At 74.3% G+C, this 25,917-nt stretch carries 25 protein-coding genes; 14 read left to right on the forward strand and 11 right to left on the reverse strand.

What is annotated here, in order from left to right:
• The first annotated feature begins 104 nt into the window (after positions 1 to 104).
• From SLAV_RS35590 to SLAV_RS35625, 8 genes are all read left to right on the forward strand, one after another.
• Positions 105 to 629: a hypothetical protein gene (locus tag SLAV_RS35590; RefSeq protein WP_030230369.1), complete on the forward strand. Its 525-nt coding sequence runs from the start codon at positions 105 to 107 to the stop codon at positions 627 to 629.
• Between the two features lie 412 nt (positions 630 to 1,041).
• Entirely contained in the window at positions 1,042 to 3,186 is a 2,145-nt protein-coding gene (locus SLAV_RS35595) for a hypothetical protein (RefSeq protein WP_030230371.1), read from the forward strand.
• A 106-nt stretch (positions 3,187 to 3,292) separates the two neighbouring features.
• Positions 3,293 to 4,981 (forward strand): GT4 family glycosyltransferase PelF, encoded by a 1,689-nt coding sequence (gene pelF, locus SLAV_RS35600; protein ID WP_078950346.1) that lies wholly within the window; start codon positions 3,293 to 3,295, stop codon positions 4,979 to 4,981.
• Complete coding sequence (locus SLAV_RS35605) at positions 4,978 to 6,432, forward strand: hypothetical protein (protein WP_030230376.1); 1,455 nt, start codon at positions 4,978 to 4,980, stop codon at positions 6,430 to 6,432. The genes pelF and SLAV_RS35605 overlap by 4 nt, the downstream gene beginning before the upstream one ends.
• A gap of 54 nt (positions 6,433 to 6,486) precedes the next feature.
• A complete protein-coding gene (locus SLAV_RS35610) occupies positions 6,487 to 7,488 on the forward strand; it encodes a GDP-mannose 4,6-dehydratase (RefSeq protein WP_030230379.1) in 1,002 nt (333 codons plus the stop codon).
• Positions 7,489 to 7,580: 92 nt separating this feature from the next.
• On the forward strand, positions 7,581 to 8,294 hold the full coding sequence (locus SLAV_RS35615) for a nucleotidyltransferase family protein (protein WP_030230382.1): 714 nt from the start codon (positions 7,581 to 7,583) through the stop codon (positions 8,292 to 8,294).
• Between the two features lie 7 nt (positions 8,295 to 8,301).
• Complete coding sequence (locus SLAV_RS35620) at positions 8,302 to 9,219, forward strand: NAD-dependent epimerase/dehydratase family protein (RefSeq protein WP_030230385.1); 918 nt, start codon at positions 8,302 to 8,304, stop codon at positions 9,217 to 9,219.
• Positions 9,216 to 9,878, forward strand: coding sequence for a spherulation-specific family 4 protein (locus tag SLAV_RS35625; RefSeq protein WP_030230387.1), 663 nt, complete (start codon positions 9,216 to 9,218; stop codon positions 9,876 to 9,878). The genes SLAV_RS35620 and SLAV_RS35625 overlap by 4 nt, the downstream gene beginning before the upstream one ends.
• Before the next feature lie 24 nt (positions 9,879 to 9,902).
• On the opposite strand, the gene SLAV_RS35630 is transcribed toward SLAV_RS35625, so the two are convergent.
• On the reverse strand, positions 9,903 to 10,757 hold the full coding sequence (locus tag SLAV_RS35630) for a 2OG-Fe(II) oxygenase (RefSeq protein ID WP_030230390.1): 855 nt from the start codon (positions 10,755 to 10,757) through the stop codon (positions 9,903 to 9,905).
• Positions 10,758 to 10,877: 120 nt separating this feature from the next.
• Complete coding sequence (locus SLAV_RS35635) at positions 10,878 to 11,582, reverse strand: TetR/AcrR family transcriptional regulator (protein ID WP_030230394.1); 705 nt, start codon at positions 11,580 to 11,582, stop codon at positions 10,878 to 10,880.
• A gap of 124 nt (positions 11,583 to 11,706) precedes the next feature.
• Between SLAV_RS35635 and SLAV_RS35640 the strand changes: the two genes are divergently transcribed.
• Both SLAV_RS35640 and SLAV_RS35645 read left to right on the forward strand, forming a co-directional pair.
• The gene (locus tag SLAV_RS35640) at positions 11,707 to 13,374 is read left to right on the forward strand and encodes an ABC-F family ATP-binding cassette domain-containing protein (RefSeq protein WP_030230398.1); all 1,668 of its coding nucleotides are present in this window, start codon (positions 11,707 to 11,709) and stop codon (positions 13,372 to 13,374) included.
• 38 nt (positions 13,375 to 13,412) lie between these two features.
• On the forward strand, positions 13,413 to 14,318 hold the full coding sequence (locus SLAV_RS35645; RefSeq protein WP_030230400.1) for a Vgb family protein: 906 nt from the start codon (positions 13,413 to 13,415) through the stop codon (positions 14,316 to 14,318).
• 60 nt (positions 14,319 to 14,378) lie between these two features.
• Here SLAV_RS35645 and SLAV_RS35650 read toward each other — a convergent pair whose 3' ends face one another.
• From SLAV_RS35650 to SLAV_RS35665, 4 genes are all read right to left on the reverse strand, one after another.
• Positions 14,379 to 14,801, reverse strand: coding sequence for a hypothetical protein (locus tag SLAV_RS35650; RefSeq protein WP_030230403.1), 423 nt, complete (start codon positions 14,799 to 14,801; stop codon positions 14,379 to 14,381).
• A 99-nt stretch (positions 14,802 to 14,900) separates the two neighbouring features.
• Entirely contained in the window at positions 14,901 to 16,124 is a 1,224-nt protein-coding gene (locus tag SLAV_RS35655; protein ID WP_051840986.1) for an amidohydrolase, read from the reverse strand.
• Positions 16,125 to 16,177: 53 nt separating this feature from the next.
• A complete protein-coding gene (locus tag SLAV_RS35660; protein ID WP_030230409.1) occupies positions 16,178 to 16,909 on the reverse strand; it encodes a GntR family transcriptional regulator in 732 nt (243 codons plus the stop codon).
• Positions 16,910 to 17,011: 102 nt separating this feature from the next.
• Positions 17,012 to 17,737, reverse strand: a complete 726-nt coding sequence (locus SLAV_RS35665) for a DJ-1/PfpI family protein (RefSeq protein WP_030230412.1) — start codon at positions 17,735 to 17,737, stop codon at positions 17,012 to 17,014.
• A gap of 324 nt (positions 17,738 to 18,061) precedes the next feature.
• Between SLAV_RS35665 and SLAV_RS35670 the strand changes: the two genes are divergently transcribed.
• Genes SLAV_RS35670 through SLAV_RS35680 form a run of 3 tightly spaced genes read left to right on the forward strand, consistent with a single transcriptional unit; the run spans position 18,062 to position 21,542 of the window.
• Positions 18,062 to 19,738, forward strand: a complete 1,677-nt coding sequence (locus SLAV_RS35670) for an NAD(P)/FAD-dependent oxidoreductase (RefSeq protein ID WP_030230415.1) — start codon at positions 18,062 to 18,064, stop codon at positions 19,736 to 19,738.
• Positions 19,735 to 21,192: an ATP-binding protein gene (locus SLAV_RS35675; RefSeq protein ID WP_030230418.1), complete on the forward strand. Its 1,458-nt coding sequence runs from the start codon at positions 19,735 to 19,737 to the stop codon at positions 21,190 to 21,192. The genes SLAV_RS35670 and SLAV_RS35675 overlap by 4 nt, the downstream gene beginning before the upstream one ends.
• On the forward strand, positions 21,189 to 21,542 hold the full coding sequence (locus SLAV_RS35680; RefSeq protein ID WP_030230421.1) for a UBP-type zinc finger domain-containing protein: 354 nt from the start codon (positions 21,189 to 21,191) through the stop codon (positions 21,540 to 21,542). Before SLAV_RS35675 ends, SLAV_RS35680 begins: the two co-directional genes overlap by 4 nt.
• Before the next feature lie 65 nt (positions 21,543 to 21,607).
• Here the strand turns inward: SLAV_RS35680 and SLAV_RS35685 are convergent, their stop codons facing one another.
• The gene (locus SLAV_RS35685; protein ID WP_030230424.1) at positions 21,608 to 21,844 is read right to left on the reverse strand and encodes a chaplin; all 237 of its coding nucleotides are present in this window, start codon (positions 21,842 to 21,844) and stop codon (positions 21,608 to 21,610) included.
• Positions 21,845 to 22,039: 195 nt separating this feature from the next.
• Entirely contained in the window at positions 22,040 to 22,507 is a 468-nt protein-coding gene (locus tag SLAV_RS35690) for an ATP-binding protein (protein WP_030230427.1), read from the reverse strand.
• A gap of 367 nt (positions 22,508 to 22,874) precedes the next feature.
• Here SLAV_RS35690 and SLAV_RS35695 point away from each other — a divergent pair, with 367 nt between their 5' ends.
• Positions 22,875 to 23,222: an STAS domain-containing protein gene (locus tag SLAV_RS35695; RefSeq protein ID WP_030230430.1), complete on the forward strand. Its 348-nt coding sequence runs from the start codon at positions 22,875 to 22,877 to the stop codon at positions 23,220 to 23,222.
• Between the two features lie 161 nt (positions 23,223 to 23,383).
• Here SLAV_RS35695 and SLAV_RS35700 read toward each other — a convergent pair whose 3' ends face one another.
• The 3 genes from SLAV_RS35700 to SLAV_RS35710 all read right to left on the reverse strand — a co-directional run bounded on the left by SLAV_RS35700 (position 23,384) and on the right by SLAV_RS35710 (position 25,901).
• Positions 23,384 to 23,893: a hypothetical protein gene (locus tag SLAV_RS35700; RefSeq protein WP_030230433.1), complete on the reverse strand. Its 510-nt coding sequence runs from the start codon at positions 23,891 to 23,893 to the stop codon at positions 23,384 to 23,386.
• A 95-nt stretch (positions 23,894 to 23,988) separates the two neighbouring features.
• Positions 23,989 to 24,921, reverse strand: a complete 933-nt coding sequence (locus tag SLAV_RS35705) for a 2-dehydropantoate 2-reductase (RefSeq protein ID WP_030230435.1) — start codon at positions 24,919 to 24,921, stop codon at positions 23,989 to 23,991.
• Positions 24,918 to 25,901, reverse strand: a complete 984-nt coding sequence (locus tag SLAV_RS35710; RefSeq protein WP_063760300.1) for a DMT family transporter — start codon at positions 25,899 to 25,901, stop codon at positions 24,918 to 24,920. Before SLAV_RS35710 ends, SLAV_RS35705 begins: the two co-directional genes overlap by 4 nt.
• Positions 25,902 to 25,917 lie beyond the last annotated feature (16 nt).

The raw sequence follows: 25,917 nt of genomic DNA on the forward strand, positions 1-25,917 counted from the left end.
TCCCCGCAGGTCCTTCGCAGAAGGGACACTTCCGGCCGATCCGCGGACGCGCCCTTCCGGACGGGGCAGACGGCGTACGTGTGTTCTGTCTAGCCTCCCGGGCCATGAGATCACCTCTGACGGGCCGTCTGGGCCTCGCCGCCGTCCTCGCCCTCGTCCTCGCCGTGTTCGGCCTCGCCCCCGCCGCGAGCGCCGACCCCGCGCCGGCCGCGCTGACGTTCAGCACCAGCAGTGCCACCACCACGCCCGGTGGCACGGTGCAGCTGTCGATGACGCTCACCAACAACAAGAGCTACGACGTCTGGTTCGTCTACCAGACGATAGACCCCACCTGGCTGACCACCCAGCGCCCCGACCTCAAGTACAGCTTCACCGGCTGCTCCCTCGCCACCGCCTCGGGCAGCACCTCCTGCGCGGGCACCGGTCCCGCCAACCTCGGCGGGAACTACGGCGCCACCATCCCGCCCGGCCAGAGCCGCACCGTCACCCTGACCCTCCAGGTCGCCGCCGACTCCGGCTGCAACGGCAACATCGGCTTCTACAGCTACTACTACGCGGAGTTCAGCGACAGCAGCAACGCCACCGGCGGTCCCGTGTACACGCCCGAGACCCGCGTGCTCTGCGCCTGACGAACCGCCCGCCCGCCCCGTCGAGGGCGATGGCCTGAAACAACCTGAGATCGGGTGTTCGATCGGCGTCGACCGTCGGAACCCGGCCGGCGGACCGACACGGTCCGCGGAGGTGCAGCACTCGGGGCCCGGACCAGCGCGCAATCCTCCGCGCGCGTCCGGGCCCTCGCGCACGGAGCGCCCCGAACCCACCCCGGTCCCCTCAAGCGTCCCTTGAGTGCGCCCCCATTGTGCGCCTGCGGTTTTCCGCCGGTTTTCGCGACACCATCACAAACGCTACACAGAGACATCACCATGTGACGCGACGGATGCGTCGACGACTGGCTTCTGAGGGGGCGCCGGCGTCGCGCGAGGGGGTGCGTCCGCTCCGTGCGAGCCGTGCTCACCCCTGCCTGGGAGGGGAATTCACCGCATGAAGCGGACCATTCGCACCGCCGTGCTCACGGTGGGCACGCTCATCGCCGCGTTCGGCTTACCGGCCGGGGCGGCGCACGCCGACGACCCCGCGCCCCGCACCGACCTCCGGGTGCTTGTGGTGAGCGACGGCGGTCCGTCGACCGCCGCCATCGCGGCCGAACTGGACTCGGCGGGAACGCCGTACACCACCGTCGACCTCACCCGGGGCGGGCGCCCCACGATCGACGCCGCCTTCCTCGCCGACACCGTGGACGGCCGGCCGCGCGCCAAGTACCAGGCCGTGGTGATGCCCAACGACAACCCCTTCCCGGCAGGCTCGGCCGAGATGGCGGCCCTGAGCGCCTACGAGCGCACGTACGGCATCCCGCAGGTCGACGCCTACACCTACTCCCGGCCCCAGGTCGGCCTCCAGTACTTCGCCTCCGGCGGCTACGCCGGCAGCCTCGACGGCGTGCGCGCCGGTGTCACCGCGGCCGGCCTCGGCGGCCCCTTCGCCTACCTCGACGGCGCCGTCCCCTTTGAGGACAACTCGCCCACCGTCGGCGAGAGTTACGCCTACCTCGCCCAGCCCGCCCCGGGCGCCGACTTCACCACCTACGTCGACGCGCCCATACCCGGCACGCAGAGACGGGGCTCACTGGTCGGAGAGTACCGGCACGACGGACGGCGCGAACTCGTCGTCACCTTCGTCTACAACCAGTACCAGCAGCAGTTCCGCCTGCTGGCCCGCGGCATCGTCGAGTGGATGACCGGCGGGGTACACCTGGGCGCCTCGCGCAACTACTTCGCCGTCCACGTCGACGACGTCTTCGCCGCCGACGACCGCTGGGACAGCGTCCTCAACTGCACCCCCGGCGACGTGGACTGCGCCAACGGCGCCGGCACCCCGAGCCCGATCCGCATGACCGGCGCCGACGCCACGTACGCCGCCCAGTGGCAGACCGCCCACCGCTTCACCCTCGACATGGTCTACAACGGGGCGGGCAGCCTGGACCAGCGCGAGGACAACAACGGCGCCGACGAGCTCGCCGACACCCTCATCGCCCAACGCGACCGCTTCCGCTGGGTCAACCACACCTACACGCACGCCTACCTCGGCTGCGAACAGGACGTCACCGCCGTGCCCTGGAAGTGCGCCACCCTCCCGGGCGGCGCCACCAAGTGGGTCGGCAGGACGGCCATCAGCGACGAGATCGCACTCAACCGCGTCTGGGGCCAGAGCTCCGGACTGCCCCTGCAGAACGACGAGTTGGTCACCGGCGAGCACTCGGGCATGAAGCTGCTCCCGCAGCAGCCGCAGGACAACCCCAACCTGGCGCTCGCCCTCGCCGACAACGGCGTCAAGTGGCTCGCCTCGGACAACTCCCGCGACCCCGACCAGCGCCCCGTCGGCCCGGCCGCCACCGTCGCCCGCTACCCGATCAACGTCTTCTACAACGCGGGCAAGGCCGTCGAGCAGGCCGACGAGTACAACTGGATCTACACCCGCCGCTCCCAGGGCGGCAGCGGCATCTGCGAGGACCACGCCGACACCACCACCTGCCTGCCCGCTCCGCTGGACACGGCCACCGGGTACGCGCAGTACATCGCGCCGCAGGAGATCCGCACCGCCCTCGGCCACGTCCTCTCCAACGACCCCAAGCCGCACTTCATCCACCAGTCCAACCTCGCCGAGGAGCGCATCGCCTACCCCGTCCTCGACGGCGTCCTCGACGGGTACGACGCCCTCTTCGCGGACAACACCCCCGTGGAGAACCTCCGGATGAAGGACATCGGCGCCGAACTCCAGCGCCGCGCGGCCTGGAAGGACGCCGTCAGGAACGGCCAGGTCACCGCCTACCGCATCGGTGACACCGTCACCGTCCAGGCCCCGAACGGCCTCGCGGTACCCGCGACCCTGCTCGCCGGAAGCCGCCAGGGCACCGCCGCCTTCGGCAGCCCCTACGCGGGCCGGGTCTCCGGCTGGACGGCCTCGGCCGGGACGCCGATCGCCTTCACCCTTCCGGCGTCCGCTGCCGTCACCGGAGCGCGGAACGGAGCCGCCACCTTCGCCCGGCCGGCTCCGCAGACCGCCCCCGCCCCGCGCACCGAGGTCCCCGCGGCGGTGCGCGAAGGCGGCTCCCGGGCCCCCAGGGGCTGACCGACCGGCGCACGTCAGGTCCCGGCCGCCCCTGCGCGGCCGGGACGGCCAGGTCCACCGACCGCGGCCACCACCCCCACATCTTTTCCGGCCGTGGAGCCCACCCATGCACGTTCACCACGGCGCGCGCCGCCCCGGAGCGACGCGTGTCACCCTGCTCACCGAAGGCACCTACCCGCACAGTCACGGCGGCGTCAGCGTCTGGTGCGACCAGCTCGTCCAGGGCATGCCCGACCTCGACTTCGACGTCATCGCGGTCACCGGCACCGGCCGCGAAGCCCTCGCCTGGGACCTGCCCGGGCACGTCCACAGCGTCCGCTCGGTCCCCATGTGGGGCGCCCCGCCGGAAGGCCGGCGGCCCCACGGCCGCGCCGAGCGGCGGCTGGCCGCCGCGTACGAGCGGTTCCTGACGGCGCTCCTCGACCCGCAGGCCGAGGACGGGTTCGCGCCCGCCCTCTACACGATGGCGCGCGCCGCGGCGGACGGGCAGCTGAGCCCGTTCCTGCGCGGCCACCGCGCCATCACCATCCTCGCCGCGGTGTGGAACCGTCCCGGACTGGCCGTCCGCGAGGCCCGTCCGACCCTGCGCGACGCGCTCACCGCCACCACCCTGCTGGAACACGCCCTGCGCCCGCTCGCCGCACCACCGCCGAGCCAGGGCGTCGCGCACGCGGTCAGCGGCGGCGTCGCCGTACTGCCGGGCCTGGCCGGGCTCGAACGCCACGACGTGCCGCTGCTGCTCACCGAGCACGGCGTCTACCTGCGCGAACGCTACATCGGCTACCGCACCGCGCCCTACCGCTGGCCGGTCAAGGCCCTCGTGCTGGGCTTCTTCCGGCTGCTGGCGCAGGAGAGCTACCGCCGGGCCGCCCTGATCACCCCGGGCAACCGCTACAACCGGCTGTGGGAGGAGGAGGGAGGCGCCGCCCCGGAGTCCATACGCACCGTGTACAACGGCGTCGACCCCGCCGCGTTCCCGCCGGCCGGGCCCGAGCCCGAGGTGCCCACGCTGAGCTGGGCCGGCCGGGTCGACCCGATCAAGGACCTGGAGACCCTGATCCGCGCCTTCGACCTGGTCAGGCGTCAGGTACCGGCGGCCCGGCTGCGGCTGTTCGGCGGCACCCCGCGGGGCGGGGAGGCCTACCGGGAGCGGTGCGAGGCACTGGCCGCCGAGCTCGGGCACGCCGACGCCGTCGTCTTCGAGGGCCGCGTCGACGACATCAAGGACGCCTACGCCGCGGGCAACGTCGTGATGCTCTCCAGCATCAGCGAAGGCTTCCCCTTCACCCTCATCGAAGCCATGTCGTGCGGACGGGCCACCGTCTCCACCGACGTGGGCGGCGTACGGGAGGCCGTCGGCGAGGCGGGACTCGTGGTACCGCCACGGGACCCGGCCGCCATGGCCGCCGCCGCCGTGGAACTGCTCGCCGACGCCCCGCGGCGCGCGGCGATGGGCGAGGCGGCCCGGCTGCGGGTGATCGAGCAGTTCACCCTGCGCCAGACCATCGACACCTTCCGCTCCATCTACCTCGAACTGCCCGCCCTCGCCCGGTCCGCCGCGGCCCCGCCCCGCATCGCGGTGGCACCCGTACCCGCGCAGACGTCCACGGCACCCGCCCCCGCACCGGCCGCCGTCCCGGAGCCGGCCGCCGCGCAGACCCCCGTCGCGCAGCCGGCCGCACCGGCGCCGTCGCGTCCGCGCCGCCCCGTACCGTCCTGGGCCAGGACGGACACCCCCGCCGCCGAGGAAAGTGCCGCGTCGGCGGTCTCCGGCACGGGGAGCCTCGCCGGATGAGCGGACCCATGGACCTCGAACCGCGCCGCGGGCAGGACGACACCCTGACGCTCCGGCTGGCCGTGCCCAAACGGCCGGCCACGCGCCGCCGCGCCGACGACCCCGGCCCGCACGGGCCCGCCCGGGGCCACGACGGCGAGGCCGTCACCCCGGGGCTGCGGCCGGCCGGACCGCGCCGGACCGAGGAGGCCGTCAACGAACTGGCCGCCGACATGGCCGACCGCGTCGGACCGGCCGTCCACCCGTACGAGGTGGCCGCGCTGCTGGAGGCGGACGGGCTCTCCGCCGACACCATCCGCCGCCGCTACGGCCACGCCGACATCTTCGCCCTCGCCACGGCGCTGTACGAACGGGTGCCCCGCGTCTTCCCGGAACCGGCCCGCGCGGCCGACCCGTGGCGCCCCGACCACCTGCGCTGCCTGCTGCGCGGAGTGCTGTTCGCCCTCCCCGCCCTCGCCTACCTGCTCACCGCACCGCTGTGGCAACCCGGGAAGCACGCCGCCGCGCTCGTCGTGGCGGGCATCTTCTCCTGGGCGTGGGGCCAGGCCCTCGGCCACCGCGCCTACCTGTGGATGGTGGCGGGCCGCCGCGAGGCCGCCCGCACCCTGCTGCGCGGGGCCCCGCTCGGCGCCGCGCTCGCCACCGCGGCCGCCGCCGTCCCCGCCCACGGCTCCCCGGTGATCTGGGCGGCGGCCGCGCAGTCCCTCTACCTGGCCGCCGCGGGCGTACTCCTCGTCCTGAGCCGGGAGACGCTGCTGCTCGCCGCCCTCGCCCCGCTCGCCGTGGGCGCCGCCGTACTGCCCTGGTGGGAACCCGGACCACTGGTGCGCACCGGACTGACCCTGCTGGCCCTCGCCGCCACGGTAGCCGCCGCCGGCCGGACCCTGCGCACCGAATACGCCACCGCGCCCGCGGCGGGCGAAGGCGCCGGGCCACCACTGGTGCGCTCCCTGCCCTACGGCCTGTTCGGACTGGCCGCCGCCCTGCTGGTGCTGCTGGCGGGCCGCCGCGAGCCCTACGCGGTGATCGTGCTCACCGTCAGCATGGGCCCCGCCGAATGGCTGCTCTACCGCTACCGCGGCCTGTCGGCCACCGCGCTCGGAGCCTCCGGCAGCCCCGTCGGCTTCCGGCTGCGGTCGGCCGGGGTCCTGGCCCTGTGCCTGCTCCTCTACACCCTCCCGCTGATACCCGCCGCACTGCTCACCGGCGCCGGACCGGCCACCCTGCCCCTGCTCGCCGCGACCCTGTGGACCGCCCTGCTGCTCCAGGCCTTCGCGGTGGCCTGGGCCCCGGCCCTGATCTGCCTCGTGGCCGCGGGCACCGCCGGCGCGGTCACCCTGTTCCGCCTGCCCCCGGGAGCGTCCGTCCTGCCGCTCTGCTGCGCCGGGGCCGCGCTGTGCCTCATCGGGTGCACGCTGCGGCTCCTCGGCCGGCCCGCCTCCCACGCCTGACGACCCCGTCCGCACCGGACCGCACCCGCACCACCCATCGAAAGGAGAGGTCGGTTGACCTCCGCACCGCTCGCCGCCGTCACCGGAGCCGAAGGCTTCATCGGCTCCCACCTCACCGAGTCCCTCGTCGCCCGCGGCTACCGGGTCAGGGCCATGGCCCAGTACAACTCCTTCTCCTCCTACGGCTGGCTGGAGACCCTCGCCCCCGACGTCCTCGACCAGGTGGAGATCGTCCTCGGCGACGTCCGCGACCCCGGCTCGGTCCGCGGCCTGCTCGAAGGCGCCGACTGCGCCTACCACCTCGCCGCCCTCATCGCGATCCCGTACTCCTACCGGGCCCCGCACAGCTACGTGGACACCAACGTCACCGGCACCCTCAACGTGCTGGAGGCCGTCCGCGCGCTCGGCACACCGCGCCTGGTGCACACCTCCACGAGCGAGACGTACGGCACCGCCCGGACCGTCCCGATCACCGAGGACCACCCCATCAACACCCAGTCCCCGTACGCCGCTTCGAAGGCAGGCGGCGACCGGCTCGCCGACAGCTACCACGCGAGCTTCGAAACGCCCGTGGTGACCCTGCGGCCCTTCAACACCTTCGGCCCGCGCCAGTCCATGCGCGCCGTGATCCCCACCGTCATCGGCCAGGTGGCGGCCGGCGAACGCGTCATCACCCTCGGCGACCTGCGTCCCACCCGGGACTTCAGCTACGTCAAGGACACCGCCGCGGCGTTCCTCGCGGTGGGCACCGCACCCGCCGAGCGGGTGGTCGGCCGCACCTTCAACTCCGGCACCGGCACGGAGATCTCCGTCGGAGACCTGGTGGCACTGATCGCCAAGGTGATGGACGTCCCGATCGAGGTGCGCGAGGACACCGAGCGCCTGCGTCCCGCCGCCTCCGAGGTCATGCGGCTCGTCGCGGACGCGAGCCGGCTCACCGCCGCCACCGGCTGGGAACCGGGCCACAGCCTGGAACAAGGCCTGGCGCACACCGTCGAGTTCTTCCGTGACCCCGCCAACCTCGCCCGGTACAAGACCGGCATCTACAACGTCTGACCCCACCGGACCCCGCACCCCCACGCCCACCCCACCGCCACACCCACGTCCCCCCACCACGGCCCGGCACACGACTGATGGAGGAACTCCCCATGTACGCAGTGATCCTGGCGGGCGGCAAGGGCGTCCGGCTGCGCCCTTACACCACGGCCCTTCCCAAGCCCCTCGTCCCCATAGGCGACCAGCACGCGATCCTGGAGATCGTGCTGCGCCAGCTGTCGTCCGCGGGGTTCACCCGCTGCACCATCGCCATCGGCCACCTGGGGGAGATCATCCGCGCCTATGTGGGCGACGGGTCCCAGTGGGGGATGGCCGTCGACTACGCCACCGAGGAGAGCCCGCTGGGGACCATGGGCCCGCTGCTCAACCTCCGCGACCGCCTTCCCGAAAGATTCCTCGTGATGAACGGTGACGTCCTCACCGACCTCGACTACGCCGACGTGCTGCGCCGCCACGAGGCCTCGCGCGCGCCGCTGACCATCGCCACCTACCCGCGCAAGGTGCACGTCGACTTCGGGGTGCTCACCACCGACGCCACCCGCGTCGTCGGCTTCACCGAGAAGCCCAGCATGGACTACCGCGTGTCCATGGGCGTGTACGGCCTCAGCCGCGAGACCCTCGACGGCTACACCCCCGGCCTGCCGCTCGGCTTCGACGAGCTCGTCCTGGACCTGCTCAAGACCCAGAACCCGCCGCACGCCTACGAGTTCGACGGCTACTGGCTGGACATCGGGCGCCCCGACGACTACGACCGGGCCAACGCCGAATTCACCTCCCGCAAGTCCCTGCTGCTCAAGGGAGCCTGAGCACGTCATGCGCATTCTCGTCCTGGGACGTACCGGCTATCTCGGCGCGCACGTCGCCGACCGGCTGGGCGCCCTGCCGGATGTACGGGTCCTCGGCGCCGGGCGCTCGCCCGGCGCCGGGTTCGGCATCGACCTCGCCGCCGACCGGACCGAACGGCTGGTCAAGACCCTCGCGGGGGCGGCCCCCGACGCAGTGGTGAACTGCGCGGGGGCGACCGGCGCAGACCCGGTCACCCTCGCCGAGGTCAACTCCCGCGGCCCCGCCGTGCTGTGCGCGGCCCTGCGGGAGGCAGCCCCGCAGGCCCGCCTGGTCCACCTGGGCTCGGCGGCCGAGTACGGGCCGGGCGCGTTCGGCGTCCGGGTGGGGGAGTCGGCGGCCACCCGCCCGGTCACCCCGTACGGAGCCACCAAACTCGCCGGGACCGTCACCGTGGCCACCTCCGGCCTGGACGCGGTGGTGCTGCGCGTGGGCAACCCGGTCGGGCCCGGCGCCCCGGCCACCGGGCTGCCCGGCAGGATCACGGCCCTGCTGCGGGAGGCCGGCCCGGACCCGGCGGCGGTACTGCGGCTGGGCGACCTGTCCGCCTACCGCGACTTCGTGGACGTACGGGACGTGGCCCGCGCGGTGGAGCTCGCGGTCACCACCCCCGGCCCGCTGCAGTCGGTGCTGAACATCAGCACCGGCGAGGCCGCACCGGTCCGCGAGCTGGTGCACGGGCTGGCCCGCCGGGCGGGCTTCCGCGGGCGCATCGAGGAGAACGCGGGAGGCGCGCCCGGCTCCGCCCGCTCGGCCGACGTGTCCTGGCAGTGCTCCGACGTCACGGCGGCCGAGCGGGTCCTCGGGTGGCGTCCGGCCCGTCAACTGGACGACATGCTCGCCTCGTTGTGGGAGGCGGCCCCCCGGAGCGGCAGCCCCGCGCCATGACCCTGCTGGTTCCGCTGTACGTACACCCGGCGGAGGACCCGGGGGCCTGGGCGCGGCTGATCGGAGCCGCGCCCCGGACCTACGCGGTGGTGCTCAACCCCGCGAGCGGTCCGGGCCCGCGCCCCGATCCCGCATTCACGGCCGCCGCCTCGGCCCTGCACGCGGCCGGGGCCCGGCTGCTGGCATACGTCGACACCGCGTACGGGCAGCGGGACGCGGCGGAGGTCAACTACGAGATCCTGCGCTACCGGGAGTGGTACGGGGTCGACGGCTGCTTCCTGGACCGGGTGACGGCGGACCGCCGGGGGCTGCGCGCCTGCCGCCGCCTGGTCCGGTCGCTGCGCAGCCTGGGGGCGGGCACCGTCGTCCTCAACCCGGGCGTCCATCCGGACCCCGGCTACCTCCGCCTCGCGGACCTGGTCGTCACCTTCGAGGGCGACTGGAGCACGTACGTCGGGGCGTTCAGCCGGCCCGGGTGGACCGCCCGCCACCCGCCGGAGCGTTTCTGCCACCTCGTCTACGGGGTCCCCGAGGCCCTCGTCCCGCTCGCGGTGCGCACCGCGGGCGAGCGCGGGGCGGCGGTCTCGGGCCCGGTCACCGGAGGTCTCCCCAACCCCTGGACCGAGCCCACCCCGGCGCTCACCGCCCCCGTCGGCTGACCTCCCGCCGGACGGGCCCCCGCGTCACCCCGCGCCGGGGCCCCCGGCGACCCGGCGGGCGGCGGGGCCGGCGGGCGGCAGCGCCGTGGTGCCGGCGCCCCCGGGGTCCGCGGTGGCCCCGTGGAGCGGGCGGGTCCCCTCGGCGGCGCCGGCCAGCCACTGCCAGATCCGGGCCCCGGCGTCGGCGGGCGGCGGTGCGGACTCCCGGCCGGAGATCCAGGTCGTGAGGGTGAACCGGTGGTCGGCGAACCGCCCGCTGGGGCAGGCCGACGGGACGACCTCGTGGAAGGCCGCGGAGGGGAAGAAGACGATCGTGTCGTGCTCGGGCTCGATGGTGCGGTACGTCTCCGCCGGCCGGGCCCGGTGGCCCTCGACCATCGTGTCGTGGAGGCGGAGCTGGCCGCCGCCGAAGCCGCGGGGCCGGCGGTGGAGGTAGTAGACCGCGGACACGGCCGTGCTCACGTCCCGCACCCGTGACGCGTCGGTGTGCATGCCGTAGTGGCCGCCGTCGCCGTGCGCCGTCAGGACCGTCAGGGACCGGTCGAGCGCGGCCCGGTGGCCGAGGGACTCCTGGACGAGCGGCAGGCAGTCGGCCAGGTGCCGGCTGAACACCGCACTGGTGACGGGGAGGACCAGGGAGTCCCTGCCCTTGCGGGACTCCTCTCCGGTCAGGGGGTCCAGTACGGTCCCCGCCGTGAAGTCGCCCTGCCGCCCGATCGCGTACTCCAGCAGGGCGTCGGCGCGTTCGGCGCCGAGGAAGTTCTCGAAGCGGCACACCGGCGCCGGTAACACCAGGGCCGGGGACCATCGGTCGGAGGAGGGCAGGATCCGGGTGCCGATTTCCGTCGCAGTGGCCGGTTCCTTCGCGAATCCGCTCATGGCCCGGAACCGTACGCCCGCCCCGGGTCACGGCGAAGGAGCACAGGGGGGCGCACGGGGGAACGTCCGCGGTGCCCCGTACGTGCGCCCCGGCGCGTGGGGGCCGCCCGGCGGGCCGGGTCAGTGGAAGACGCCCGCCCGGGCCGCCGCGCACGCGGCGCGGGCCGCACGGCGGGGGAGTTCCGGGTCGGGGGTGCTGCGCAGGAGCAGCAGCTCCTGGTAGAGCGGCGCCGTGGCCGTGACGAGCAACGCGCGCGCGTCCACGCCGGGCCGGAGCTCGCCCCGTTCCACCGCCCGGTCGGAGACCTGCGCCGAGCGGGCGTAGCGGCCCTCCCAGAAGCGGGTCAGCGCGCCCGCGGCCTGTGCCGAGCGGAAGGAGGCGGCGATCAGCGCGATGGTGAGGTTCCCGCCGGAGCCGGAGCCGGAGCCGGAGCCGTAGCCGGAGCCGTAGCCGGAGCCGTAGCCGTCGGCGGCGTCGGCCCCGCCCGGCCGCAGGGCCTCGTAGACCTCCTGGTTGAGGGCGGTGAGGTCGTCCTCCAGGGACCCGGTGTCGGCCGGCCGCCAGCCGTCGTCGGCGGCCGCGTCGAGGACGTCGGCCAGCAGCCCGCCGACGTCGCGCCATCGCCGGTACACGGTGGTGCGGTGGACCCCGGCCCGCTCGGCGACGGCGTCCACCGTCAGCGCGTCGTACCCGGACTCCACGAGGAGCGTTCCGACCGCCTCGACGACCTGGGCCCGGACGCGGGCGCTGCGTCCGCCCGTCCGGCGTCGGGCGGCCTCCGGACCGGACTCGGGAAGATCGCTTGCGTTCTCGGGGGATGTCATGTCACGATCTTAACGCAACATCCGTCGCTTTAAGGAGTTCCGATGGACATCCGTCGTATCCGGCCCGCCGGCCGCCGCACCGATTCCGCCCCCGCCCGCCCCTCCCACCACCCGGAGACCCTCCATGACCGCGACCGACACCTCCGCACGGCTCACCGCGCTTGACGTCACCAAGGCCTACGACGGCCGCCTCGTCCTCGGTTCCGTCACCTGCTCCGTCACGGCGGGGGACCGCCTCGGGATCGTCGGCGAGAACGGCTCCGGCAAGTCCACCCTGCTCCGCATCCTGGCGGGCGCCGAACGGCCCGACAGTGGAAAGGTCTTCATCCGCTCCCGGGGCCAAGTCGGCCACCTCGCCCAGGAGGAGGAGCTGCTCGCACACCTCACGGTCCAGCAGGTCATCGACCGGGCCCTCGGCGAACTGCGCGGCATGGAAGCCGGGCTGCGCCGGCTGGAACGCCGCATGGAAGACGGCGACACCTCCGTCCTGACCGACTACGCCGACCTGCTGACCACCTACGAACTGCGCGGCGGATACGAAGCCGACGCACGCGTCGAACGCGCCCTGCACGGCCTCGGCCTGCTGCGGCTGCGCCGCGACTGCCCGGTCGGCGCACTGTCCGGCGGGGGCCGGGTCCGGCTGCGCCTCGCGACGCTGCTGGCCGCCGAGCCCGAAGTGCTGCTGCTCGACGAACCGACCAACCACCTGGACGACTCCGCCCTGACCTGGCTGGAGGAACACCTGCGCACCCGCCGCGGCACCACGGTGGCCGTTTCCCACGACCGCGTCTTCCTCGACCGCGTCACCACCTCCCTCCTGGAGGTCGACGGCGACACCCACACCGTCGTGCGCCACGGCAACGGCTACACCGGCTACCGCGCCGAACGGGCCGCCGCCCGCGAGCGCGCGGAGCAGGCCCACGAGGCCTGGACCACCGAGGTCGCCCGGCTGCGCGACGCCGCGGCCGGCACCGCGCGGCGGGTGGCGCCCGGAAGGGCCCGCAAGGACGGCAACAAGATGGCCTACGACCGGGCGGCCGGCCGGGTGCAGCAGTCCCTGGCGAGCCGCGTGCGCCAGGCCGAGGAACGCCTCGGCCGGCTGCTGGCGCAGCCGGCCCCCCGGCCCGCGCCGCCCCTCCGCTTCACCGTCGTCCCCCAAGGCGGCGAAGCGCGCGGCACGCTGCTGGCGGCGCACTCCGCCGAGGTTCCGGGGCGGCTGGCGCCCACCAGCCTGACCCTCGGCCCCGGCGACCGCCTCCTGATCGGCGGACCGAACGGCGCCGGCAAGAGCACCCTGCTCGACCTGCTCGCCGGAACGGCAGAACCCGCGCACGGCCGCGTCGAACGCCGGGGCCGTATCGGACTGCTCCACCAGCTGCCGGACCCCGGGCCGGACGGACTCACCGTCCTCGCCGCCTACGGGCAGGGACGCGCCGGACACCCGGAGGAACACGCCGAACAGCTGCTGGCGCTCGGGCTGTTCCACCGCGACCGGCTCGGCGTCCCCGTCGGCAGCCTGTCGGCCGGACAGCGGCAGCGGCTCGCGCTCGCGCGCCTGGTGACCGAACCGTACGACGTCCTGCTCCTCGACGAGCCGACGAACCACCTCTCCCTGGCCCTGGTGGAGGAACTGGAGACGGCCCTGCGGGACTTCCCCGGCGCCGTGGCCGTCGTCAGCCACGACCGGATGCTGCGCGCCCGCTGGCAGGGCGCCCGGCTCGACCTCGCGGCGGCCGCCCCCGCCGACGGCCGCTCAGCGGCGCTCCCGACGCCCGCCGCCCACGCGGCCTGACCCCGACGCCCGACGCCGCCCGTCCCGAGAGGACCAGTATGCCCCGCACCCTCGCCCCCGACCGCTCCTTCCCCGTCTCCCACCCGGGCTCCGGCCCGTACGCCCTGACCGTCGGCGCCGACGGCGCGCTGTGGTGCACGCTGGTGCACGCCGGCCGGATCGCCCGCCTCACCCCCGACGGCCGGCTCGACGAGTTCCCGCTCGACTCGGACTCCTGCGGACCCTCCCTCATCACCGCGGGCCCCGACGGCGCGCTCTGGTTCACCCGCATGCGCGACGACCGGATCGGACGGATCGACGTGGACGGGCACGCCCGCTCGTACGCCCTGCCCACACCGGGCGCGGGCCCGTACGGCATCGCGGCCGGCCCCGACGGCGCCCTCTGGTTCACCCAGTTGCACACCGACCGGATCGGCCGCATCGACACCGGGGGAGCGGTCGTGGAGTTCCCGCTGCCCGGCCTCGCAGGGGCCTTCCCCTCCATGATCACGGCAGGCGGCGACGGCGCCTTCTGGTTCACCCTCAACCAGGCACACGCCATCGGCCGGATCACGACCGCCGGCGAGGTGACCCTCCATCCCCTGCCCACGCCCGGGGCGGCTCCCGTCGGGATCGCCGCGGGAGCCGACGGCACCCTGTGGTTCACGCAGATCGGCGCGGGCCGCATCGGGCGGATCACGACGGCGGGGGAGGTGAGCGAGTTCCCGCTCCCGGACCGTTCCTGCCGCCCGCACGCGATCACCACCGCCCCCGACGGCTCGGTGTGGTTCACCCTGTGGGCGACCGGCCGGATCGGCTCCCTCACCCCCGGGGGAGACCTGGTCGAACACGCCCTGCCCGACCCGGCCTGCGAACCCCACGGCCTGGCGTTCGGCCCGGACGGCGCGCTCTACACGGCCCTGGAGGTCGGAGAGGTCCTGCGCCTCGTCCGCGGCGAATCGTGAACCGGGAACCGCGCCGGAGCCGGGCGGCCCGGCGCGGGAGGAGCGGCTTCGCCGAAGCGGTCAGGCGGCCGTGAAAAAGGTGTCGGGCACGCCGTCGAGGATGAACCCGTTGTCGAAGCGGACGCGGAGCGTCACGCGCAGCCGCTGTTCCAGGTAGGCGGCCCAGTCGGGTTCCAGGGCCGCGATCTGCTCTTCGAGCCGCTCCCTGCTCTGCGCGGGCATGTCCCGGCCGAAGGAATCGAGCAGCGAGGCGAGCCGCTCGTACTCGCGGGCCCCGTGGCTCGGCCGGTCGTGCGTTGCCACCTCCACCACGGTCCCCGGCGTGCCCGCCGCCAGCCACAGGGACCCCACGGCTCCGCCCGCCGCCTCCTCGTCCCCGGGGCCGCCTTCCGGGCCGTCCGCGGTGGCGTCCGTGATCGCGACGCGGTCGCTCAGCCTGGTGTCCGCCGCCAGCTCGACCCGCAGGCCCTCGTGGAACGTCATCGGTACTTCATCCCTCGGATCGGTGCACGGTGCCCGCAACCCCGGGCGGTGCCATTATCCGTACCGGACCGGCCGGGTCCGGCAGGGCCGCCGGTCGGCCTACACCAGGGCGCCGTCCCTGGCCACGATCCGGCCGCCGCGCACCACCACGTCGCGCCGCGGCACGTCGACCACGGCCTGGGGGACGCATTCGCCCTCGACGAGCACGAAGTCGGCCGGGGCGCCGGGGGCGAAGTCCGCGTGCGCCAGCCCCATCACGTCGGCGCCGCCGTGCGCGCCCACGGCGAAGCAGGACGTCAGCTCCTCGTCGAGACGGGCGTCGGTGGTCCAGCCCAGGAGGTGCGCGCGGTGCAGCATGTCGGCGTTCCCGAACGGGCTCCAGGAGTCGCGGACCCCGTCCGAGCCCAGGCCGACGCGGACGCCGTGCTCCCGGAGCCGGGCGACGGGCAGCACCAGGGACTCGCTCGGGGCGACCGTCGTCAGGGCGATGTCGAGCTCGGCCAGATCGGCGGCCATCGCGTCGAGGGCGGGCTCGGACAGGAACGGCAGGCAGAAGACGTGGCTGACCGTCACCCTCCCGCGCAGCGACAGCGCCCGGGTGCGCTCTACGACGGCCCGCAGGACTTGCGTGCCCATCTCGTCCCGGTCGTGGAGGTGCAGGTCCACACCGACGCCGTAGCGGTCCGCGAGCCCGAAGACCAGGTCCAGCTGCTCGTCCAGGGCGTGGTCGAAGCCGATCGGGTCGATGCCGCCGATCAGGTCGACGAAGCCGCTGCGCGCCGCGTCCTCCAGGAGCGCGGCCGTTCCCGGGGCCCGGACCACACCGTGCTGGGGGAACGCCACGATCTGCACGTCGAGCGCACCGGCGAGGCGCTCCCGGGCCTCGGCGACGCCCTCGACACCGGCCAGGCCGTACGCGGGCGCCACATCGGCGTGCGCCCGCATGGCCCGGGTGCCGCGCGTCACCGCGTGCGCCATCAGCCCGTAGGCGCGCTCGCCGACCGGGCGGGGCTGGGCCCGGTGGAGCTCCACGTCCTGGTCGCAGTAGCCGGCGATCCCGGTGGCGGGCCGGCGCGAGACCCAGTCGCCGCCCCAGCTCGTCTTGTCCGGGTGGATGTGCGCGTCGACGAGCGAGGGCAGCGCCATGCGGCCCCCGCACTCCACCACCTCGGCACCCTCGGGCGCGGGGGCGCCGGAGACGCGGCCGTCCACGACCACCAGGTCCACGGGCCGCCCCATCCCGAGGGGACGCACGTCACGGAAGACCACGGACATGGGGGCTCCTTGGGGCAGGGGATGCCGGGCGACCCTTTTGTATACCAGCCGGGGATCGGCTTACAAGAATCCCCGGACCGAGACCCGGGAGGACTGACCCCTCAATCTGTCTTGGTATACAAACAGGTGTCCCCGAAGAGCGACTGCAAGGCCACCGAGCGACTGTCCCGCACGTGCAGCAGCGTGCTCGCGGCAGCGGCCTCCTCGTCACCCGCCGCGATGCGCCGGAAGATGTCCGCGTGCTGCGCCCTCATGTGCCCCGGCTCCGCACGCAACCCGAAGAGCAGACGGAGCTGCCAGTCGAGCTGCTCCATCGTCCGCGCCAGCAGCGGATTGCCGCTCAGCGCCACGATCCGTTCGTGGAAGGCGGCGTGCTCGGCCACCTCCCGCGCCCCCTCGTCCGCCGTCGCCGCCCGCTCGGCCCCCTCCAGTGAGGCCCGCAGGGCGGCCAGCCCCGCCGGCTCCCCGGGGAGGGCCGACGCCACCGCACGGGCGGCGAGCCGCGACGCCTGCACGGCGAGCGGCTCCCACACCTCGTACAGCCACCGCACGTCGGCGCGCTCCAGCCGGCGCACGCGCACCCCGCTGTGCGGCAGCAGCTCCAGCAGCCCCTCGGCGACGAGGGCCCGCAGCGCCTCGCGCACCGGGACCCGCGACATCCGCAGCTCCTCGGCGACCTCCCGCTCCACCAGGCGCGAGCCCATCGGATAGCGGCGGTCGACGATCCGCTCCCGCACCGCCTCCCGCGCCTGCGCGCTCAGCGGGGTGCGCGCGACCGGGGCACGCCCCCACTCCGCGGGTTCCCGCCCCGATGCCGTTCCGCCGCCCGCCACGCCCACCGGTCCTCCGCTCGTCGTGCCCCGGGCGAGGATACGGGCCCGCGCCCGTCGCGGAATCCGCCGCCGGGGCCCGCCGGTGGTCGTGAAAGAGACGGCCTAGCGGGACCACACCGTGCCGCGGGCCTCGTACTCCATCATCTCCTCGACCCCCGTCGCCGCGTCGGCGCCCAGTTCGCGGCGGACGAGCCACAGGGCGAGTTCGAGCCCCGAGGTGATGCCGCCGGCCGTCACCAGATCGCCGTCGTCCACGACCCGCGCCCCCTTCAGCACACCACCCTGCCGCTCCAGGTCCGGGCGCGCCCTGTGGTGGGTGGTGCAGGGCCGGCCCCGGGTCAGTCCGGCGGCCGACAACAGCATGACGCCGGTGCACAGGGCGCCGATGGTGAGCCCGGGACGCGGTGCCTCCCGGAGCGCCTGCGGCAGGACACCGCTGCGGATCTCGGCCCACACCCCGGGATCCTCACGCCGGGCGTAGCCGCCGCCCGGCACCACCACGACGTCGGCCTGCCGCGGGTCCCAGCCGTGCTCCACGCCGACGCGCGTCCCGTACGAGGCCCGGACCGTGCCGGGGCGGGACGTGCTCACGTACCGGACCTCCACCGGCCGCTCCGTGAAGAAGCGGGCGGCCGAGAAGACCTCGTACGGGGCGGCGAAGTCGAGCTCCTCCACCCCGTCGAACATCACGATGTGCACCCTCAGGGGCTTCACGCCTCCGCCCCCGGCCGCGGAAGCGGCCGGGGCCCCCGCGATCCCGGCCACCCCCGAGACCGCTCCGGTGGCCCCCAGTGCGGTCGACGCCCGGAGCACGTCCCTGCGGTTCAAGCTCATTGCGGCACTCCTCAGTGTGGTTCGCACGGATCGGGGGCGGCCGGACAGCGGCCCCGTCGAGGGGGTCGGGGGCGCCGGTGCACGGGTTCCCGAGGACTCCTGTGGCGCGCCCCACACCGGGCCCCACACCGGGCCCCACACCGCGCGCCCCGCACCGCTCCCGCACCGTCCGCGACCCGGGACGCACCCGCCGCACACGGTCCGTGGCGTCCCCCGGCGAACCGGGACGATCGAACATACGATGGGCGCAACCGGCGCAACCGGCGCGTGCGGCTCGCCGCGCCGCCGGTCCGGACCGCTCGGGTGGGTGGGAGACATATGGCAGAGGTCGCCGACGCAGCGCGGACCGTCATCCTGACCGTGGACGACGACCCGGGAGTCTCCCGCGCCGTCGCCCGCGACCTGCGGCGACGCTACGGCGCGACCTACCGCGTCGTGCGCGCCGAGTCCGGGGAATCGGCGCTGGAGGCGCTGCGCGAGCTGAAGCTGCGCGGCGACCTGGTGGCCGTCATCCTCGCCGACTACCGCATGCCGCAGATGAACGGCATCGAGTTCCTCGAACAGGCCCTCTCCGTGTACCCGGGTGCCCGGCGCGTCCTGCTGACCGCCTACGCCGACACCAACGCGGCGATCGACGCCATCAACGTCGTCGACCTCGACCACTACCTGCTCAAACCCTGGGACCCGCCCGAGGAGAAGCTCTACCCGGTCGTCGACGACCTCCTCACCGCCTGGCGCACCAGCGACTACCGGCCCGTCCCCGCCACCAAGGTGGTCGGACACCGCTGGTCGGCGCGCTCCTCCGACGTGCGCGAGTTCCTGGCCCGCAACCAGGTGCCCTACCGCTGGTACTCCTCCGACGAACCCGAGGGGCGGCGCCTGCTGGAGGCCGCCGGGGCCGACGCGCAGCGGCTCCCGCTGGTGATCACCCCCGAGGGCACCGTCCTCGTCGAGCCGGAGGCGCCCGAGCTGGCGGCCCACGTGGGGCTCGCGACGACCCCGGCCGCCGAGTTCTACGACCTCGTCGTCATCGGCGGCGGTCCGGCCGGCCTCGGCTCGGCCGTGTACGGAGCCTCCGAAGGGCTGCGCACCGTACTCGTCGAACGCTCGGCGACCGGCGGGCAGGCCGGGCAGAGCTCCCGCATCGAGAACTACCTCGGCTTCCCGGACGGGGTGTCCGGCGCACAGCTCACGGACCGCGCCCGCCGCCAGGCCGGCCGCTTCGGCGCCGAGATCCTCACCGCCCGCGAGGTCACCGGGCTGGAGGTCAACGGCGCCGCGCGCGTCGTCCGCTTCTCCGACGGCACCGCGGTCGCCGCGCACAGCGTCATCCTGGCGACCGGCGTGTCCTACCGCCAGCTCCACGCACCGGGCTGCGACACCCTGACCGGCTGCGGCGTGTACTACGGCTCCTCCCTCACCGAAGCCGCGTCCTGCCAGGGCCAGGACGTCTACATCGTGGGCGGCGCCAACAGCGCCGGACAGGCCGCGATGTACCTGGCGCGCGGCGCGAAATCGGCGACCCTGCTGGTGCGCGGCGAGTCCCTGAGGGCCTCCATGTCCCACTACCTGATCCAGCAGATCGAGGACGCCCCGAACATCACGGTGCGCACCCGGACCGTGGTCGACGAGGCCCACGGCGACGGGCACCTGGAGCAGCTGACCCTGCGCGACGTGGACACCGGCACGACCGAACTCGTCGACGCCCAGTGGATGTTCGTGTTCATCGGCGCCGCCCCGCTCACCGACTGGCTCGACGGTACGGTGCTGCGCGACGAGCACGGCTTCATCCTCGCCGGGCCGGACCTCACCCCCGACGGACGGCCGCCCGCCGAATGGGAACTGGACCGGCCCCCCTACCACCTGGAGACCAACATCCCCGGCGTGTTCGTGGCGGGCGACGCCCGCGCCCAGTCCGCCAAACGCGTCGCGTCCGCCGTCGGAGAAGGAGCCATGGCCGTGATGCTCGTCCACCGGTACCTGGAGCAGTCGTGAGCGGCCGGGCGCTGCCCTGCGCCCCGCAGGAGATCGCCACGCTGTTCCTGTTCGAGAAGCTCACCCCCGAGCAGCTGGGGAGGCTGTGCACCGAGGGACGGGTCGAGTGCTTCGACCCCGGCCCCGTGTACACCGAGGGCGAGCCCGCCACGTGCTTCTACGTGATGATCGAGGGCACCGTCGTGCTGTCCCGCCGGGTCGGCGGCGACGACGTGGAGGTGAGCCGCACCTCCCAGCGCGGGGTGTACTCCGGCGCCATGCAGGCCTACCTGGGGGACCGGGTCCCGCAGCTCTACACCAACTCCATGCGCGTGACCGAGCAGACCCGGTTCTTCGTCCTGCCCGCGCAGTCGTTCGCCGACGTCATGCGGGAGTGGTTCCCGATGGCCGCGCACCTGCTGGAGGGACTCTTCTTCGGCTCGAAGAACACCCAGCGGGCCATCGGACAGCGCGAACGGCTGCTGGCTCTCGGCTCGTTGTCCGCAGGCCTCACCCACGAGCTCAACAACCCGGCCGCGGCGGCCGTCCGGGCCACCGCGACCCTGCGGGAACGGGTCGGCAAGATGCGGCACAAGCTGGCCGTCATCGCCCGGGGCCCCTACTCCCGCGAGGCGCTCGCCGAGCTCATCGACATCCAGGAACGTACCGCCGAACGCGTGGCCAAGGCGCCCGTGCTCAGCCCCCTGGAGGCCTCCGACCGGGAGGACGAACTCGCCGACTGGCTCGAAGACCACGGCATCCAGGAGGGCTGGCGGATCGCACCCACCTTCGTCCAGGCCGGACTCGACACGGACTGGCTGGAACAGGTCGCGGCCACCGTGGCCGAGGACATCCTGCCCGGTGCCATCGGATGGCTCAACTACACCGTCGAGACCGAGCTGCTGATGGACGAGATCGACGACTCCACCACCCGCATCTCCCACCTCGTCGACGCGGCCAAACAGTACGCGCAGCTCGACCGCGCGCCACACCGGTCCGTGGACGTCCACGAACTCCTCGACAGCACCCTGCTGATGCTGTCGGGCAAGATCGGCCCCCGGATCCGGGTCGTCAAGGACTACGACCGCTCCCTGCCCGACGTGCCCGCCTACCCGGCGGAGCTCAACCAGGTGTGGACCAACCTCGTCGACAACGCCGTCTACGCGATCGGGAGCACCGGCGGCGACGGCACCCTGACCGTCCGCACGGCGCGGGAGGGCGACCGGCTGCTCGTGGAGTTCCGCGACACCGGCCCCGGCATCCCGGCCGACGTCCGCAGCCGCATCTTCGACCCCTTCTTCACCACCAAACCGGTCGGCGAGGGCACCGGTCTCGGCCTCGACATCTCCTGGCGGATCGTCGTCAACAAGCACCACGGCAGCCTCCAGGTCGAGTCCGCGCCGGGCGACACCCGCTTCCAGGTACTGCTGCCGCTGACCACCCCGGAACCCGAGACCACCGAGGAGCCCCCATGACAGGCATCGAGGGATTGGACCCGAGCGTCCCGCCCACCGGCACGGGGTGCGCCGACTGCGACGCGGCGGGCGGCTGGTGGTTCCACCTGCGGCGCTGCGCCCAGTGCGGCCACATCGGCTGCTGCGATTCCTCACCGGCGCAGCACGCCACCGCCCACTGGAAGTCCAGCGGGCATCCCCTGGTGCAGAGCTTCGAACCGGGCGAGGACTGGTTCTGGGACTACGACGGCGCCGAGCTGTACGCCTCCGGCCCGGACCTCACGCCCCCGGTCGCGCACCCGGCGGACCAGCCGGTACCGGGCCCGGCCGGCCGGGTCCCCGAGGACTGGACCCGGATGCTGCACCGCTGAAGGCCGCCCCACGGCCACCGGGGCGCGGACCGGTCGATGCCCGCGCCCCGATGGCCACGCTGCGATCAGGTGTTGATGCAGGTGTTGGCGGCGGCCGGGTTGAGGGCGCCGATGACGTTGATGCTGTTGCCGCAGAGGTTGATCGGGATGTGGATGGGCACCTGGATCACGTTGCCGGAGAGGATGCCCGGGGAGCCGACGGCGAAGCCATTGGCATCGGCATCGGCGATGGCGGTGCCGGTGGCGCCGAGGATGCCGACCGCGGCGAGGGCGGCGGCGGCGATGGCGGTACGGATGCGCATGTCACTCCAAGGTCGATGACGGAACGTCGAAGCAGGATCACACCGCGTGAGGGGGCCTTCCGTCGGGCATTCACCCGACCCGGGCGTGTTGCGCGGCTCCGGGTGACGCACCCGCGTGCCGGGCGCGCGCGGCCGGGTCCGGGAGGGGACGGCCGGGTCCGGGAGGGGGCGGGCCGTCAGCGGAACCGGCCGCCGTCAGCGACCCGTGGCCCTGCCCGACGTCAGCCGGGCCGCCTCGATCTCGGCCCACACGGCTTTGCCGTCCTCGTGGGTGCGGGTGCCCCAGCGGTCGGAGACGCGCTCCACGATGTACAGGCCGTGGCCGCCCGGGAGGCCGGGCCGCGGGGCCGGCTGGCGGCGGGGCGGTGTCGTAGAGCCGTCGAAGACCTCGACGCGCAGGAACTCCCCGCCTGTGAGCGCGAGTTCGGTACAGCCCCCGGCGTGCAGGGATGCGTTGGTCAGCAGCTCGGAGACGAGGAGCAGGGCGTCCTCGGAGGTCTCGGTCCCGTCCCAGCCCCAGTCCAGCAACGCCCGGCGCGTGAAGTCGCGGCCCTTGGCCACGTGGCCCCGGACGCCGGACAGGGCGAGCCGACGGCGCTGCCGCGCGACGGGCGGAGCTCCGGCGGGCAGTGGCTCGCCGGTATCCGTGCCGATGGTCTCCATCGTGCCCTCCCACCCCCACCCGTTGACGTCGGTCTCTCGGACCTCTCGTGTACCCACCGCGCCCGGGAACATCCGGGAATGCCGGTGACAGTGTAGGCGACCACCGATGTCAGCGGGTGGCCGCGCGCATCCTCAGTGTGAGGTCGCCGTCCGGGTCGCGGACGCCGCCGGCTCCCCGTGGCGCCGCCGGCCGCCGGACTTCTCGGTTCCGCGCGGCCGTTGCCGTACGTCTCCGCCAACGGCCTTATGGGGAGGCGGTGTCGGGCCGTAGGAGCCGGACGGCGCGCCCCTCGGTGCTCTCGCGGGGCCGATGAACAGGCATACTCGCCTCCGGGGGGCCTTAGAGGTGACGATCCGGGAGGCGCACATGACCGGGGCACGGGACACGGACCACGAGGGCGTGGTCGCAGCAGGCCATGCGGCCGGAACCGGATGGGTGGTGATCGCGCGCGGGGAACTCGACCAGGACACACTGCCCCCTCTCCAGGAGGCACTCGTCTCCGCCGCCGACCGGTATCCGCTGGTGGTGCTCGACGCCGCGGGGGTCACCTTCGGCGACTCGTCGTTCCTCAACCTGCTGCTGCAGGTGCACCACCTGACGACCCTGCGCATCGCCGCCCCCGGGGACCGGCTGCGCCGCCTCTTCGCCCTCACGGGCGCCGACACGGTGCTCTCCGTCCACCCGGACGTCGAGCACGCCGTCTGCGCACCCTGACCGCCCGGCCGGCCGAACCGGCCCCCACCCGTCCGCGCCCCGGAGCGGCGGTCATTGCCCGGGCCGGAAGTCGGGCAGGATCAGGGCACCGTCGCCGGCCAGGGCGAAGCCGGGGTAGTGGGCGATCTCCCAGGCGTGGCCGTCGGTCCGTTGCGGGTTCCTCAGTAGCGCAGCGCCCTGCCCGTGCGCGCGGTCACCGTGCCGGAGAGCTTGTGCGTGCTGCGGGCCGTGCCCTGCCCGGTGCCCTTGCCGGGGACGTCCGTCACCGTCACCACCACCGTGTCCAGGAGGTTGCCGGCTTCGTCCTGGAACTCGACCTGTACCGCGAAGGACTTCTTGCCGTCGTCGGTGTTGCGCACCGTCACCGGCACCGTCGTGTACCCGTCGCCGTCGGTGGCGACCGGGCCCAGGGTCACCTGCTCCTTGGCGTTGACCCCGTCCTTGACCTCCGCCAGCTTGTCCTTGGCCACGGCCGCCGCGGACTCGGCGGCCTTGCCGGCCTCGGCGGCGGCCGAGGAGACCGCCGCGCCCGCCGACCGCACCGCCGCGGCGGCGCTCGACACGGCTCCGGACGGGCTGCCGCCGCTGTCCGAGCAGCCGGCGGCGCCGCACGCCGTGACCGCCGACAGCAGCACGGCCGCCGCACCGCGCCTCCACGTGTCCGTCGCCATCACGCCTCCAAGGGGTTGCGGGACTCCCAGTCAACGGCCCGGCGGCCCGGATGCCCACCGGTGAGGGCATCCGGGTGAGGGCGTGGGCCCCGCCGTCACAGGGAGCGGACCGCCGCCAGACGGTGTTCGTGGACGCGCAGGTGGAGGGCGGCGAGGTCCAGCAGGGGAGTGGGCACGCCCAGCGCGCGGGCGCGGACGGTGAGGTCGGTCAGGACGTGGTCCGCCTCCGTGGGGGCCCCGGCGACGAGGTCGCGGTAGAGGGAGGGGGTGAGCGGGGAGCCGGGGGTGGTGACGGTCGCCTCGGTGAAGGCGAGTTCGGCCCCCGGCACGGGGTGACCGGCCGCCCGCGACACGGCCGCGGCCTCGGCCAGCAGGGCGGGCCCGAGCGCGGCGCCGCCCGGAACGGAGTTGACCTCACCGACCGTGCCGCGCATCAGGCAGGTCAGGGCGGCCAGCGTGGAGATGAACACCCACTTGTGCCACATCGCCGCGACGATGTCCTCGGTCGCCGGTGAGTCGATTCCCGCGTCGGCCAGGACCGCGCGGATCGCGTCCACACGGGCGGAGGGCCGGCCGTCGGTCTCGCCGGTCAGGATGACCGCGGGCGGTGCCATGCGCAGGATGTCGCCGTCCGCGTTCAGGGTGGTGACCACCTTCGCGACGCCGCCGAGGACCGCCGCGTCCCCCAGGGCCGCGGCGAGCGCGTCGAGGTGGGCGATCCCGTTGAGCAGGGGGACGACGGCGGTGTCCGGGCCGACGGCAGGAGCGATGTCGGCCAGGGCGGCGTGCAGCGCGGTCGCCTTCACGGACAGCAGGACCAGGTCGTAGGGCCCGCCCGGGGCGTCGGCCGTCACCAGCCGCGGCGTGAGGTGGAGTTCCTCCCCCTGGCCCTCGACGCGCAGGCCGCGGGCCTCCAGGGCCTTCGCGCGCGCCGGCCGGACCAGGAAGGAGACGTCCTGGCCCGCCGTGGCGAGCCGGGCGCCGAAGAAGCCGCCGACGGCGCCCGCGCCGACCGTGAGGATCCTCATGAGGACTGCCTTTCGTGGGTGGGAACATGAGCGGGAACGGGCACCGGACCGGCGCCGGGGGCGTGGTCCGGGGCCCGGTGACGCGAGCGGGGCACGTACCGGGAGACCGCCACACCGGCCAGGCAGAGCAGCCCGCCGAGCAGGGTCAGCCAGGCCGGCACCTCGCCGAGCAGGGCCCAGCTCAGCAGGACGACGACCGCCGGCACGGCGTACGTCGTCGCGCCCAGCTTTCCGGCGGGCATCCGGGCCAGGGCGTAGGTCCAGGCGGTGAAGGCGAGAGCGGTCGGCACCACACCCAGATAGACCATGTTCAGCGTCGCGGACAAGGGCGCCCCGGGGAGTTCCGTGAACAGCCGGCCGCTGAAGGGCAGGCAGGCCACGGTCCCGGTCAGGCAGCTGAACGCGGTGATCTGCAGGGGCGTCCCGTGCGAGAGCGCGGGCTTCTGGGCGATCACGCCGGTCGCGTAGGCGACCGCCGCGAGCAGGCAGAGCCCGACCCCGAGCACCGAGGTGGAGCCGCCGTCACCGGACGACATGGAAAGGCCCACGACCACCGCACCGGCGAAGGACACCGCCATCCCGGCCAGCAGCCGCGGCGGCAGCGCCTCGCCGAGGAACCGGGCCGCGAGCAGCGCCATGAGGATGGGGCCGGTGTTCACGAGCAGGGACGCCGTCCCCGCGTCGACCAGCCGCTCACCCCAGTTCAGCGCGACGGTGTAGCCGCAGAACCACACGACCCCCGACAGCAGGATGCCGCGCCACGCGGCGCGGGGCGGCAGGCCCTGACGGCGTACGAGGAGCAGGACGGACAGCGTCAGCGACGCGGCCAGCAGCCTGCCGAGGGCCAGGGCGCCGGGGGAGTAGGCGGCGCCCGCGCTGCGGATGGAGACGAAGGCCGAGGCCCAGGCGAACACGGTGAAGGAGACGGCGCCGACCGTGACGAGGCCGACCGGGAAGAGGGGGCGGGAGCGGGACGTCATGCGCCCACCCTAGAGG

This window comes from Streptomyces lavendulae subsp. lavendulae (assembly GCF_002803845.1).
GTDB lineage: Bacteria > Actinomycetota > Actinomycetes > Streptomycetales > Streptomycetaceae > Streptomyces > Streptomyces lavendulae.

Coding starts and splice junctions, on each gene's coding strand:
- SLAV_RS35590 (WP_030230369.1), top strand. CDS start 105: ATGAGATCACCTCTGACGGGCCGTCTGGGCCTCGCCGCCGTCCTCGCC.
- SLAV_RS35595 (WP_030230371.1), top strand. CDS start 1,042: ATGAAGCGGACCATTCGCACCGCCGTGCTCACGGTGGGCACGCTCATC.
- pelF (WP_078950346.1), top strand. CDS start 3,293: ATGCACGTTCACCACGGCGCGCGCCGCCCCGGAGCGACGCGTGTCACC.
- SLAV_RS35605 (WP_030230376.1), top strand. CDS start 4,978: ATGAGCGGACCCATGGACCTCGAACCGCGCCGCGGGCAGGACGACACC.
- SLAV_RS35615 (WP_030230382.1), top strand. CDS start 7,581: ATGTACGCAGTGATCCTGGCGGGCGGCAAGGGCGTCCGGCTGCGCCCT.
- SLAV_RS35620 (WP_030230385.1), top strand. CDS start 8,302: ATGCGCATTCTCGTCCTGGGACGTACCGGCTATCTCGGCGCGCACGTC.
- SLAV_RS35625 (WP_030230387.1), top strand. CDS start 9,216: ATGACCCTGCTGGTTCCGCTGTACGTACACCCGGCGGAGGACCCGGGG.
- SLAV_RS35630 (WP_030230390.1), bottom strand. CDS start 10,757: ATGAGCGGATTCGCGAAGGAACCGGCCACTGCGACGGAAATCGGCACC.
- SLAV_RS35635 (WP_030230394.1), bottom strand. CDS start 11,582: ATGACATCCCCCGAGAACGCAAGCGATCTTCCCGAGTCCGGTCCGGAG.
- SLAV_RS35640 (WP_030230398.1), top strand. CDS start 11,707: ATGACCGCGACCGACACCTCCGCACGGCTCACCGCGCTTGACGTCACC.
- SLAV_RS35645 (WP_030230400.1), top strand. CDS start 13,413: ATGCCCCGCACCCTCGCCCCCGACCGCTCCTTCCCCGTCTCCCACCCG.
- SLAV_RS35650 (WP_030230403.1), bottom strand. CDS start 14,801: ATGACGTTCCACGAGGGCCTGCGGGTCGAGCTGGCGGCGGACACCAGG.
- SLAV_RS35670 (WP_030230415.1), top strand. CDS start 18,062: ATGGCAGAGGTCGCCGACGCAGCGCGGACCGTCATCCTGACCGTGGAC.
- SLAV_RS35680 (WP_030230421.1), top strand. CDS start 21,189: ATGACAGGCATCGAGGGATTGGACCCGAGCGTCCCGCCCACCGGCACG.
- SLAV_RS35685 (WP_030230424.1), bottom strand. CDS start 21,844: ATGCGCATCCGTACCGCCATCGCCGCCGCCGCCCTCGCCGCGGTCGGC.
- SLAV_RS35690 (WP_030230427.1), bottom strand. CDS start 22,507: ATGGAGACCATCGGCACGGATACCGGCGAGCCACTGCCCGCCGGAGCT.
- SLAV_RS35695 (WP_030230430.1), top strand. CDS start 22,875: ATGACCGGGGCACGGGACACGGACCACGAGGGCGTGGTCGCAGCAGGC.
- SLAV_RS35700 (WP_030230433.1), bottom strand. CDS start 23,893: ATGGCGACGGACACGTGGAGGCGCGGTGCGGCGGCCGTGCTGCTGTCG.
- SLAV_RS35705 (WP_030230435.1), bottom strand. CDS start 24,921: ATGAGGATCCTCACGGTCGGCGCGGGCGCCGTCGGCGGCTTCTTCGGC.
- SLAV_RS35710 (WP_063760300.1), bottom strand. CDS start 25,901: ATGACGTCCCGCTCCCGCCCCCTCTTCCCGGTCGGCCTCGTCACGGTC.